This is a genomic window from Pseudomonas sp. G1002 (genome assembly GCF_013385455.1).
Taxonomy (GTDB): Bacteria; Pseudomonadota; Gammaproteobacteria; order Pseudomonadales; family Pseudomonadaceae; genus Aquipseudomonas.
In genome coordinates this window covers 175,612-187,519 of record NZ_JACAPY010000001.1, presented here as the reverse complement: position 1 = coordinate 187,519, position 11,908 = coordinate 175,612, and the positions used below count along the sequence as shown (strand labels likewise).

General features: G+C 60.9%; 14 protein-coding genes. 6 read left to right on the top strand and 8 right to left on the bottom strand.

From position 1 onward, the window contains the following. Nucleotides 1-4: 4 nt before the first annotated feature. From rimM to ffh, 3 genes are all read right to left on the bottom strand, one after another. On the bottom strand, nt 5-541 hold the full coding sequence (rimM, locus tag HX801_RS00865) for a ribosome maturation factor RimM (protein ID WP_003175898.1): 537 nt from the start codon (nt 539-541) through the stop codon (nt 5-7). Nucleotides 542-546: 5 nt separating this feature from the next. Continuing rightward, on the bottom strand, nt 547-798 hold the full coding sequence (gene rpsP, locus HX801_RS00860) for a 30S ribosomal protein S16 (protein WP_003209587.1): 252 nt from the start codon (nt 796-798) through the stop codon (nt 547-549). Nucleotides 799-1,048: 250 nt separating this feature from the next. Further along, nucleotides 1,049-2,425 (bottom strand): signal recognition particle protein, encoded by a 1,377-nt coding sequence (gene ffh / locus HX801_RS00855; RefSeq protein ID WP_003209589.1) that lies wholly within the window; start codon nt 2,423-2,425, stop codon nt 1,049-1,051. 234 nt (nt 2,426-2,659) lie between these two features. Between ffh and HX801_RS00850 the strand changes: the two genes are divergently transcribed. From HX801_RS00850 to HX801_RS00840, 3 genes are all read left to right on the top strand, one after another. Further along, nucleotides 2,660-3,472 carry an inner membrane protein YpjD gene (locus HX801_RS00850; protein ID WP_010176828.1) on the top strand — a complete coding sequence of 271 codons (813 nt, stop codon included), beginning with the start codon at nt 2,660-2,662 and terminating at the stop codon, nt 3,470-3,472. A gap of 12 nt (nt 3,473-3,484) precedes the next feature. Next, nucleotides 3,485-4,723 (top strand): transporter associated domain-containing protein, encoded by a 1,239-nt coding sequence (locus HX801_RS00845; protein WP_008438241.1) that lies wholly within the window; start codon nt 3,485-3,487, stop codon nt 4,721-4,723. Between the two features lie 221 nt (nt 4,724-4,944). Beyond that, nucleotides 4,945-6,255, top strand: coding sequence for an MFS transporter (locus tag HX801_RS00840; RefSeq protein ID WP_003209595.1), 1,311 nt, complete (start codon nt 4,945-4,947; stop codon nt 6,253-6,255). Nucleotides 6,256-6,381: 126 nt separating this feature from the next. On the opposite strand, the gene purT is transcribed toward HX801_RS00840, so the two are convergent. From purT to HX801_RS00815, 5 genes are all read right to left on the bottom strand, one after another. Continuing rightward, nucleotides 6,382-7,563, bottom strand: coding sequence for a formate-dependent phosphoribosylglycinamide formyltransferase (gene purT, locus HX801_RS00835; RefSeq protein WP_177021408.1), 1,182 nt, complete (start codon nt 7,561-7,563; stop codon nt 6,382-6,384). Between the two features lie 69 nt (nt 7,564-7,632). Then, complete coding sequence (locus HX801_RS00830) at nt 7,633-8,100, bottom strand: hypothetical protein (RefSeq protein WP_003209599.1); 468 nt, start codon at nt 8,098-8,100, stop codon at nt 7,633-7,635. A 164-nt stretch (nt 8,101-8,264) separates the two neighbouring features. Next, the gene (locus tag HX801_RS00825; RefSeq protein ID WP_087695119.1) at nt 8,265-8,480 is read right to left on the bottom strand and encodes a DUF1289 domain-containing protein; all 216 of its coding nucleotides are present in this window, start codon (nt 8,478-8,480) and stop codon (nt 8,265-8,267) included. After that, nucleotides 8,477-9,001, bottom strand: coding sequence for a gamma carbonic anhydrase family protein (locus HX801_RS00820; RefSeq protein ID WP_008438249.1), 525 nt, complete (start codon nt 8,999-9,001; stop codon nt 8,477-8,479). Before HX801_RS00820 ends, HX801_RS00825 begins: the two co-directional genes overlap by 4 nt. A gap of 39 nt (nt 9,002-9,040) precedes the next feature. Further along, nucleotides 9,041-9,643 carry a CoA pyrophosphatase gene (locus HX801_RS00815; protein WP_003209605.1) on the bottom strand — a complete coding sequence of 201 codons (603 nt, stop codon included), beginning with the start codon at nt 9,641-9,643 and terminating at the stop codon, nt 9,041-9,043. A gap of 146 nt (nt 9,644-9,789) precedes the next feature. Here HX801_RS00815 and HX801_RS00810 point away from each other — a divergent pair, with 146 nt between their 5' ends. The 3 genes from HX801_RS00810 (at nt 9,790) to HX801_RS00800 (ending at nt 11,906) form a co-directional block, all read left to right on the top strand. Further along, nucleotides 9,790-10,338, top strand: a complete 549-nt coding sequence (locus HX801_RS00810) for an NUDIX hydrolase (RefSeq protein ID WP_003209606.1) — start codon at nt 9,790-9,792, stop codon at nt 10,336-10,338. A gap of 42 nt (nt 10,339-10,380) precedes the next feature. Next, nucleotides 10,381-10,884 (top strand): murein L,D-transpeptidase family protein, encoded by a 504-nt coding sequence (locus HX801_RS00805; protein WP_003209608.1) that lies wholly within the window; start codon nt 10,381-10,383, stop codon nt 10,882-10,884. A gap of 263 nt (nt 10,885-11,147) precedes the next feature. Continuing rightward, the gene (locus HX801_RS00800) at nt 11,148-11,906 is read left to right on the top strand and encodes a GntR family transcriptional regulator (protein ID WP_003209609.1); all 759 of its coding nucleotides are present in this window, start codon (nt 11,148-11,150) and stop codon (nt 11,904-11,906) included. Nucleotides 11,907-11,908 lie beyond the last annotated feature (2 nt).

The window sequence follows — 11,908 nt, the reverse complement described above, 5'->3', positions numbered from 1 at the left end:
CACGTTAGAAGTCCGCGTCCCATTCCACCTTCATCTCGCCCGCTGCCAGGTCGACGGCCAACACGCATTGCTCGGTATAGGGCAACAGGCGTTCGCGATCATCCAGGCTGCCAGCGCAAGGCTTGACCACCATTACATCATTGGCGCCGGTTTCCAGAAGATGATCGATTTTCCCGAGCAATTGCCCAAGTTGATCAATAACCTTCAGACCTTCCAGCTGGTACCAGTAGTACTCGCCGTCGGTCAATTCAGGGAACAGGTTGCGCGGCACGCAGATCTCATAACCGGCCAGAAGACGAGCTTCTTCACGATCATCAAGACCCTTGAGCTTTGCGACCAGGAACTTGTCGCTCCCGCGTCCACTGACCAGCTCTACCTGTTTCACACTACCTTCGCGCTTAAGCGTCCAGGTCTTGTACTGCAACAGGTTTTCAGTCGGATCAGTAAAGGAATACACCTTCACTTCGCCGCGAACGCCATGAACAGAATAAATCTTGCCGATAACGATCAAATCATCAGCAACCGCTGGCGTCGCGTTCATATTGCTCAGGCCGCAGCCTTAGATGCATCCTTCAACAACTGAGCAACGCGCTCAGAAGGTTGTGCACCAACGCTCAGCCAGTAGGCTACGCGCTCTTGGTTCACGGACAGACGGACTTCTTGACCACGAGCGATCGGGTTGAAGAAGCCAACTTGTTCCTTGTGAGAGCCGTCACGTGGGTTGCGGCTGTCAGTTACGGTCAAGTGGTAAAACGGGCGCTTTTTGGAGCCGCCAAGGGCAAGACGGATTGTTAGCATGTGAACATCGTTCCTGTAGTCGGTGCTGCAAATCTAAATGCACAGCGGGCATAGGTGCCCGAAAGGCCGCATATTCTAAGGAATATCCGGACTTTTGCAAATGTCTTTTTCTGGCGCCTATCAGCGTGCCATTCAGATCTGCTATAGAGCCGTCGGTTAAAACGGCAAGTCAGCTCCCGCCAATGGCGGGTTTGCTGGAGATCCCGCATCCCTGCGGGTCGGAGCAGAAGCGAACTTCTGCTCGAATTCTTTACATTTTCGGCATGCCGCCGCCGGGCAACATACCGCCCATGCCGCGCATCATCTTGGCCATTCCGCCTTTTGCGGAGAATTTCTTCATCATCTTCTGCATCTGCTTGTGTTGCTTGATCAAGCGACCGATGTCCTGCACCTGGGTGCCGGAACCCATGGCGATCCGACGTTTGCGCGAACCGCTGATCAGCTCAGGGTCGCGGCGCTCGGCCGGGGTCATGGAATTGATGATGGCTTCCATCTGCTTGAATTGCTTCTCTGCCGCGCCCTGGGCATTGCCCATTTGCGCCAGGTTCACGCCGCCGATGTTCGGCAGCTTGTCCATCAGGCCGCCGAGGCCGCCCATGTTCTTCATCTGTTGCAACTGGTCGCGGAAGTCTTCGAGGTCGAAGCCCTTGCCCTTCTTCAGCTTTTTAGCCAGCTTGTCGGCCTTGTCCTTGTCGAGGGTCGCTTCCGCTTGCTCGATCAGGCTGAGCACGTCGCCCATGCCGAGGATACGCGAGGCGATCCGCTCAGGGTGGAACGGCTCGAGCGCTTCGCTCTTCTCGCCCATACCGATGAACTTGATCGGCTTGCCGGTAATGGCGCGTACCGACAAGGCGGCACCGCCACGGGCATCGCCGTCGACCTTGGTCAGGATCACACCGGTCAGCGGCAGCGCATCACCAAAGGCCTTGGCGGTATTGGCCGCATCCTGGCCGGTCATGGCGTCGACCACGAACAGGGTCTCTACCGGGTTGATCGCGGCATGCAGCGCCTTGATCTCGCCCATCATCTCTTCGTCGATGTGCAGGCGACCGGCGGTATCGACGATGACCACGTCGATGAATTTCAGCTTGGCTTCTTTAATAGCCGCCTGGGCGATATCGACCGGCTTCTGGCTCAGGTCGGACGGGAAGAAGGTCACGCCCACTTCGCCCGCGAGCATTTCCAGCTGTTTAATAGCCGCCGGGCGGTAAACGTCGGCAGACACCACCATCACCGACTTTTTCTTGCGCTCTTTAAGGAAGCGCGCCAGTTTGCCGGCGGTGGTGGTCTTGCCCGCACCTTGCAGACCGGCCATCAGCACAACGGCTGGCGGCACGGCGCTGAGGTTCAAATCTTCGTTGGCCGCGCCCATCAGGCTTTCGAGTTCGGCCTGGACGATCTTCACAAAGGCCTGGCCCGGCGTCAGGCTGCGGGACACTTCGGTGCCGACCGCGCGCTCTTTGACCGAGTTGACGAAGTCCTTCACCACCGGCAAGGCGACGTCGGCTTCCAGCAACGCCATGCGCACTTCACGCAGGGTGTCTTTAATATTGTCCTCGGTCAGCTTGGCCTTGCCGGTGACATGGCGCAGCGTCTGCGAGAGACGGTCAGTCAGATTTTCAAACATGCGCGATCCTTTCAGGCCCTATTCATCGAAATGCATTGTTAGACCGAGGTAATGGCGGCCCAGGCTGTGGTAAATCGCTATTAAAAACAGCGCTCGGCGAGCCTGCGGCGTGGGCAGGTCGCGGATTATAGCGAAGACTGTCGCCATGCACACCCGCTGTCTGGCCTGAGAGTCTTTCGTGTTACGCAGGTGTATGCCAAACTCAGCGCCTTTCGGGCCTGCTTAACAGGATTTATGCTCCCTTTGTCACCCAGTTTGCTACCCAGCCTCGCCGCCGCCATCTTGTATGCCGCTGCGACCCTCTATCAGGGCACTCGTCTGGCCCAAGGCGCCAAGGCCGACAAACGCCTGCTGGTAGGCCTTGGCGTCCTCGCCCTGCTGGCTCACGCCGCCAGCCTGTTCACGCACTTGATGACGCCAGTCGGCCTGGGCCTGGATTTCTTCAGCGCTGCCAGCCTGATTGCCGCCGCGGTGATCGCGCTGACCCTGATGGCCTGCTACCGGATCCCGGTGGAGAACCTGCTGGTGCTGTTGTTCCCGCTCGGGATGCTGACGGTGCTGCTGGCGCAATTCACACCGACCGGCACCGTGCAGGTCATTGATGAAGAGCCGGGCATCCTCGCCCACATCCTGCTGTCGATCCTCGCCTACGGCATGTTCACCATCGCGGTGTTCCAGGCCTTGCTGCTGCTGTTGCAAGACCACCAGCTCAAGCACAAGCACCCGTCGGGGCTGATCAAGAACTTCCCGCCGCTGCAAACCATGGAAAGCCTGCTGTTCGGCTTCCTCTGGGCCGGCTGGACGCTGCTGTCGCTGTCGCTGATCTCCGGCTGGCTGTTCGTCGAGAACCTGTTTGCCCAGCACCTTGTGCATAAAACCCTGCTGGCCTGCCTGGCCTGGGTGGTGTTCAGCGTGCTGCTGTGGGGCCGCAACCGTCTCGGCTGGCGCGGGCACAAGGCGATCCGCTGGACCCTGGCCGGTTTCTGCCTGCTGATGCTGGCCTATTTCGGCAGCAAGCTGGTTCGCGAATACATCCTGCATATCTGACGGGCAGCCGACATGGACAACTTGCCCTTGGGGCCGATGCTTGCGGTAGTAGCCTTGCTGGTTTTATGGTCGGCGCTGTTTACCGCCATCGAAGCCGCCCAGCAACATTTGCTGGCCCTGCGCCCCGGCACCCGCCAGGGTGACAAAGCCGCCGCCCGCCTGAACTTCCCGCGCAACAGCCTGATCCTCTGCAACACCCTGTGCCGCGCCGTGGTGGTGATTCTCTGCACCCTGCTGGCGATCTACGCCTGGGCGCAAAACGGCCCGTGGCTCGGCTGGGTGATCTCCAGCGCGGTGCTGCTGGTGCTGGCCGACTATCTGCCGCGCGCCCTGGCCACTCGCCACCCGCAAACCATCCTTGGCTTCGGCAATACCTTGCTGAGCGTGCCGCTGAAAATCCTTTATCCGCTGGCCTGGCTGCTCAACGGTGTCAGCCTGTTGCTACTGCGCCCGTTCACCCGCAAGCCCGGGCTGGTCAAGAAGAGCGACGAGCCGCAGCCGGACCAGGACGACGAGCCGGAAGCCGAAATCCCCAACACCCGCGCGCCGGGCATGCCGGGCATCCACGCCCTGGACAACATCACCGTCAACGACATCCTGGTGCCCCGCAGCGAAGTGGACGGCATCAACCTGGATGACCCGGTAGAGGAAATCATCGAGCAACTGCGGGTTTCCACCCGAACCCGGCTGCCGGTGTTCCACAGCGACATCAACCAGGTCGAGGCGGTGCTCAACACGCGGCAGATCCGCCACCTGCTGCCGGACGCCAGCCTGACCAAGGAAGCCCTGCTGGAGGCCTGTCACGAGCCCTACTTCGTCCCGGAAAGCACGCCGCTGCAACTGCAACTGCTGAATTTCCACAAGCAACAGCGCCGCCTCGGCATGGTGGTGGATGAATACGGCGAAGTGCTGGGCATCGTGACCCTGGAAGATATTCTTGAAGAAATCGTCGGTGAGTTCGAAAACGAGCAGCACCTCGACAACCCGCACATCCAGCCGCAACTGGATGGCCGCTACGTGATCGACGGCGCCGCCTCGATCCGTGACTTGAACAAAACCCTCGGCTGGCACCTGCCCAGCGACGGCCCCAAGACCCTCAACGGCCTGGTGACCGAAGCGCTGGAGACCATCCCGGACTGCGCCGTGTGCCTGAAAATCGGCCGTTATCGCCTGGAAATCCTCGAGACCGAGGACAACCGCGTCGCCAAGGTACTGATCTGGCACACCAGCACGGTGCCGGTCGCCGCTTAAGCCCCTTGTTGGATCCGCAAACCCCTTCCTATAATCGGGCGGCTTACCCAAGCCCCGCCCGACCGCGTGCTACCCGCACTGAGCGCGTCCAGGCACCGCTTTACCGTGTCTGACCGGTGTTTGCTCCCATCCCGAGCCGCCCCGCGCACAACCCTGATCCATGGGTGTTCGACCAATAATAATCCGCGTCCAAACGCGCAATGACCGTCAGGGATACCTCAATGAGCACCACCTATAACGAGACGGCGACCGCCGCCCCGACCAACTCGACGGCCCGGGTCGCCACCGCGAGCATCATCGGCACCGCCATCGAGTTCTACGACTTCTATATCTACGCAACTGCCGCCGCGCTGGTGATCGGCCCGGTGTTCTTCCCGCAAACCTCCGGCACGGCGCAGATGCTCGCCTCGTTCCTGACCTTCGGTATCGCGTTTATCGCGCGGCCACTGGGCTCGGCGCTGTTCGGCCACTTTGGTGACCGGATTGGCCGCAAGTCGACACTGGTGGCTTCCCTGCTGCTGATGGGCGTGTGCACCACGCTGATCGGCTTGCTGCCCGGATATGACAGCATCGGCGCCTGGGCACCGATCCTGCTCTGCGTACTGCGCTTCGGCCAGGGCCTCGGGCTTGGCGGCGAATGGGGCGGCGCGGCGTTGCTGGCCACCGAGAACGCCCCGAAGGGCAAACGCGCCTGGTTCGGCATGTTCCCGCAACTGGGCCCGTCGATTGGCTTTCTGGCGGCCAACGGGCTGTTCCTGATCCTGGCCATGAGCCTGAGCGACGAACAGTTCCGCAGCTGGGGCTGGCGCATTCCGTTCATTCTCAGCGCGGCGCTGGTAATGGTGGGGCTGTATGCGCGGCTCAAACTGCACGAAACGCCAGTATTCGCGAACGCCGTGGCCAAGGAAGCGCCGGTGAAGGTGCCGCTGGTGGAACTGTTCAGCCAGCATTGGCTGCCAGTACTGCTGGGTGCAGCCTCGATGGTGGTGTGTTATGCGCTGTTCTATATCACCACCGCGTTTTCCCTGAGCTACGGCGTGTCTACGCTGGGTTACAGCCGTGAAACCTTCCTCGGGCTGTTGTGCTTCGCGGTGCTGTTCATGGGCGCGGCAACGCCGCTGGCGGCGTGGGCCAGCGACCGTTACGGGCGTAAGCCGGTGCTGATTGTCGGTGCGATCCTGACCATCCTTTCCGGCTTCACCATGGAGCCGTTGCTGACCCACGGTTCAACCTGGGCCGTGGCACTGTTCCTGGCGCTGGAGCTGTTCCTGATGGGCGTGACGTTTGCCCCGATGGGCGCGATGTTGCCGGAACTGTTCCCGACCCGCGTGCGTTATACCGGTGCTTCGGCGGCGTATAACCTGGGTGGGATCGTGGGTGCGTCGGCGGCACCGTTCTTCGCGACCAAGCTGGTGGCGATGGGCGGTTTGAGTTATGTCGGCGGGTATGTGTCGGCGGCAGCGGTGATCAGCTTGATTGCTGTGTTGTGCCTGAAAGAGACGCGCAATAACGATTTGAACAAGGTCGCCTAATGATGATCATTCCCACGCTCTGCGTGGGAATGCATCCGGTGACGCTCTGCGTCACGCCCTTAAGAGCGGACGCGGAGCGTCCAGCGCGGCATTCCCACGCGGAGCGTGGGAACGATCGGCGGGGGGTTACAGCTCGACAACAACCGCTTTCGAAGCACGGGTCGCTTTAGCCCGCGCTGCCTCAATCGACTCATCCCGCGCCAACGCCACGCCCATACGGCGCTGGCCATTCACTTCCGGCTTGCCGAACAGACGCAACGCCGTATCCGGCTCGCTCAAGGCTGCACCCAGGTTGGAAAACGCCGTCTGGGTCGACTTGCCTTCCACCAGGATCACTGCCGAAGCCGAAGGCCCGAACTGACGGATCAACGGGATCGGCAGGCCGAGAATTGCCCGCGCATGCAGGGCGAACTGAGACAAGTCCTGGGAAATCAGGGTCACCAGGCCAGTGTCATGGGGGCGCGGCGACACTTCGCTGAACCACACCTGATCGCCTTTGATAAACAGCTCGACGCCAAACAGACCACGACCACCCAACGCTTCGGTTACCGCCTTGGCAACGCGCTCGGATTCCGCCAGTGCAATCGGGCTCATGGCCTGTGGCTGCCAGGATTCCTGATAGTCGCCCTTCTCCTGACGGTGACCGACAGGCGCGCAGAAGGTAGTGCCGCCAATGTGGCGCACGGTCAGCAGGGTGATTTCGTAGTCGAAGTCGATAAAGCCTTCGATGATCACGCGACCCTTGCCGGCACGCCCGCCTTCCTGGGCGTAATCCCAGGCTTTCTGCACGTCATCGACACTGCGCAGCAGGCTCTGGCCCTTGCCCGACGAACTCATCACCGGCTTGACCACACACGGGAAGCCCAGGTCGGTGACGGCTTTGCTGTAGTCCTCGAAGGTGTCGGCGAAGTGGTACGGCGAGGTCGGCAGGTCCAGCTCTTCGGCGGCCAGGCGACGGATGCCTTCGCGGTTCATGGTCAGCAACGTCGCGCGGGCGGTCGGGATCACGGTGAAGCCTTCGGCTTCCAGCTCCACGAGGGTGGCGGTGGCGATCGCTTCGATTTCCGGCACGATGAAGTGCGGCTTTTCGGCTTCGATCACGGCACGCAGCGCGGCACCGTCGAGCATGTTGATCACGTGGCTGCGGTGGGCAACCTGCATGGCCGGCGCGTTGGCGTAGCGATCCACGGCAATCACTTCAACGCCCAGGCGTTGCAGTTCGATTACCACTTCCTTGCCCAGCTCACCGCAGCCACACAGCATTACGCGGGTCGCGGTTGGCGACAATGGAGTTCCGATTCGGGTCATCTCAGGTCCTCAGGGGAGCGGATCGTGGGGAGAAAGGCCGGCATTTTACATGAACTGTAAAGATTGGCTTCAGTTGGCGACGCGCTGCCGGCGCAAACGCCAGGCCATGGCCAGCCACACCACGGTAACGCCGGCGAATTTCGACACCAGGGCAGTGCCGGCGACCGCGGGCGTCAAGGCGCCGATCAGGCCGAAAAAGATGAAGGTATCGAGGGGGATACTCAGCGCCGAACTTATCCACAGGCGGTCGTGGAGTGGGCGCTTGGTGATGCTGAACACCAGCCAGTCAATGCATTCGGACACCGCGAACGCCGTGGCGCTGGCTAGGGCGATGGACGGATCGGAGGTGATATAGGACAGCACCAGCGCCGCCAGCATGGCGATGATCGCGCCATGGCCGAAACGGGTTTGCACCATGTCCCGCAGGACAAATACCAGGCCGCCCCAGGCAGACCAGATGACATCCAGGTGCGGAGCGGTGGAAAAGGCGAAGTTGATCAGCACGACGCTGCTGATATAGGCAATCAGGAAGAACATGAGGCGAGGGACCTGTGAACAAGGGGCACAGGGTACTTCACATTTGGAAATATGTCGTCTGGGCGGGCCCTTTCGCGAGCAAGCCCGCTCCCACATTTTGAACGCATTCCTCCAAGATAAACGCAATCAAATGTGGGAGCGGGCTTGCTCGCGAAAGCGGTCTATCAGGCGCCGGACTTCCCCGGAATCATCCACACCAGCCCACTCGCCTTCGCCCGCTCATGGCACAACCCCAGCACTACCCGGCGCTCGGCGTTGTCCATGCGACTCCAGCGGGTGATTTCATCCACCGTGCGCTGGCATCCCGTGCAGATATCATCGTCATCCAGCGCACAAATGCTCACGCACGGCGAGGCGACGGGTCGTTCTACCGGGTTCATTCTTCCTGCTCAACCAGATCACGGGCATACCGCTGGGCGTTATGCACATAGTGCGCAGCGCTGGCCTCGAGCATTTTCTTCTGCACGTCGGTCAGTTCCCGCACCACCTTGCCCGGCGAGCCCATCACCAACGAACCATCGGGAATTTCCTTGCCCTCGCCGATCAGCGAATTGGCGCCGATGATGCAGTGCTTGCCGATCTTCGCCCCGTTAAGAATCACCGCATTGATGCCAATCAGGCTGTAATCGTCGACGGTGCAGCCATGCAACATGGCGTTATGGCCGATGGTCACGCCAGTGCCAAGGGTCAGCGGGTAACCCATGTCGGTGTGCATCACGCTGCCGTCCTGCACGTTGCTGTTCTTGCCGATCAGGATCAGCTCGTTGTCGCCGCGCAACACCGCGTTGAACCAGACGTTGGCGCCCTCCTCCAGCTTGACCTTGCCCACCAGCGTGGCATTGGGGGCCACCCAGCTGTTGGGATGGGTTTCGACTCGGGCGTCGCCCAGGCGGTATTTCATAGGTGGATCCTCACGGCAGGAACGATGGCCATCTGGCTCTTAGGTATTGATGAAGCTTTTCGGCGGTCGATGCAGGCTAATGTCGGCATCGTCATAGAGCAGATTGATCAGCTCGACGATCATGATCGCCGTCAGGCCCCAGATCTTGTATTCGCCAAACCGATAACTGGGCACATACCAACTGCGGCCCTGGTAATCGATACGGTGGGTGTGTTCGCGCGGGTCCTGGCGAAAAAACTCCAGGGGCACGCTGAAAACAGCGGCGATCTCGGCGTCATTGGCCAGGTATTCGACGTAATCGGGGATAACGCCTACATAAGGCGTGACACGGATACCGTGCAGGGAAATCAGCGGGCTCAACGGGCCGATGACTTCCACCAGGCCCGGCGGCAGGCCGATTTCTTCTTCGGCTTCGCGCAGCGCGGTGAATATCAGGTCGGGATCTTCAGGGTCGCGGCGCCCGCCAGGGAACGCCACTTCGCCGCCATGGGTGGATAACCCGCTGGCGCGCAAGGTCAGGATCAGCTCGGGTTCGTCACTGCGGGTGATCGGCACCAGTACCGCCGCTTCCGGGAAACGACCGTCGGTCTCCAGCGTGTGAGGCGTATGATTGCTTACCCGGCGAAGTAGCTCGTCCAGCATGAGTCATCTCGGTCTGTTGGCTACCTTGCATCATGCACCAAACCTTGCGCACGCCCAACCCCAAAACCCTGGCCATGTCGCTAAACGACAACTTGCAGCCCATACCCGGTCACGCCAAGATAGGCGCACTCTCCAGGAACCCCAGCATGAACTTCTGCAGCCAGTGCGGTAAACCGGTCACCCAGCGCATTCCCGAAGGCGACGCACGCCTGCGTTATGTCTGCGATCACTGTCAGACCATTCACTACCAGAACCCCAATATCGTCGCGGGCACCGTACCGGTGTGGGGCGACCAGGTGCTGCTGTGCCGGCGCGCCATCGAGCCGCGCCTGGGTTTCTGGACCTTGCCCGCCGGCTTCATGGAGAACGGCGAGACCGTCGAGCAGGCCGCGATGCGCGAAACCCTGGAAGAAGCCTGCGCCCGGGTGCGCAACCTGAGCATCTACACCCTGATCGACGTGCCGCACATCAGCCAGGTGCACATCTTCTACCGGGCCGAACTGATCGACCTGGATTTTGCCGCCGGCCCCGAAAGCCTTGAAGTGCGCTTATTCGATGAAGCCGACATCCCTTGGTCCGAGCTGGCTTTCCGCACGGTCGGGCGTACCTTAGAATGCTTTTTTGCTGACCGCCGGCAACAGTCGTATCCGGTGCGCAGCGAATCGGTGCCGCCGCTGACCCAGTTGGCCAAATAACAATCCAGGCGGCACGTAGTCTTTTCAGGGGATACCGTTTCAATGCGTTGGTTGCTTGCTCTGATCTGCCTGTCGTTTGCCACGCTGTCGCCAGCCTCCACCCAAGTGATCCTGGGGGGCAAACCCGTCGAGAAAATCCTGGTGCTCAAGTCGGCCCATCAGTTGCAACTGATCAATGACGGCAAGCCCCTCAGGACCTACCGCATTTCCCTGGGCAAGAACCCCAAGGGCACCAAGCTGATGGAAGGCGACCGCCGCACCCCGGAAGGTTTCTACTGGATCGACTGGCGCAAGACCAGCGACCGCTTCAACCTGGCCATGCACATCTCCTACCCCAATATCAGCGATTCCGCGCGCGCCCGCCGCGAAGGGGTCAAGCCCGGCAGCATGATCATGATCCACGGCACCCCCGACGCCGAGGACTACCCCGAAGAGCTGTTCCACACCCTGGACTGGACCGACGGCTGCATCGGCATGCGCAATGTCGACATGCGCGAAGTCTGGAACCTGGTGAAAGACGGCACGATGATCGAGATTCGTCCGTAATTTCCTGCCCCTCGTAAAATAATTCAAAAAAAATTCCCGCCCCATGGGTGGCCTGCCGGTGAATACCAGTTCACCTCGGCAAGCTGCGCGCTTCTGCCTGAAATAAAGACCTCTCTAATACCACTTTAACTGGCGCACTATTAAGACGCCCGCAAACGCTCGCCTGCACTGTTTTCGCTGCATTGACATGGTATTTAAGTGGTATTAGCTTGCGATCACTACCGGGCGACAACACTCCAATAACCGCATCGGAAACCGACACGATGAACCCCATCCTGGCCCTGCGCCCCGACGATAAACAATCGACGCCGCTGTACCTGCAACTGGCCCGCAACCTCGAAGCCGCGATTCATGCCGGCCAGTGGAAATCCGAGCAGGCTTTGCCGTCGGAACGTGCCCTCAGCGAGCAACTGAGCATTTCCCGGGTGACCGCCCGCAAGGCGCTGGAAGTGCTGTTCGAACAAGGCCTGATCCGTCGCAGCCAAGGCTCCGGAACCTTCATCACGCCACGCCTGGAACAACCGCTGTCGCGCCTCTCGGGCTTCAGCGAAATGCTCCGGCTCAAGGGCTTTGTGCCGACGTCCCAATGGCTCGAGCGCGACATCACCCCGCCGACCCATGAAGAATTGATCCGCCTGGGCCTGTCACCCAGCGACAAAGTCGCGCGGCTCAAGCGTTTGCGTAAGGCCGACGACACGGTGATGGCGATTGAAATGACCGCCATGCCCGCCTCCGTCCTCCCCCACCCGCAGGCCATCGGCAATTCGCTGTACGAATACCTGGAAAGCATCGGCAAACCCATCGTGCGCGCCCTGCAACACATCCAGGCGATCAACGCCTCGGACGAGTTCGCAGCCCTGGTGGGCATCGCCCCCGGCACCGCCATGCTGCTGATGACCCGGGTGGGCTACACCGCCGACAACACCCCGATTGAAATCACCGACACCTACTGCCGCAACGACTACTACGACTTCGTCGCAGAACTGCGCCGCCACGACTATTCCGCTGAACTGCGAATTTAGAG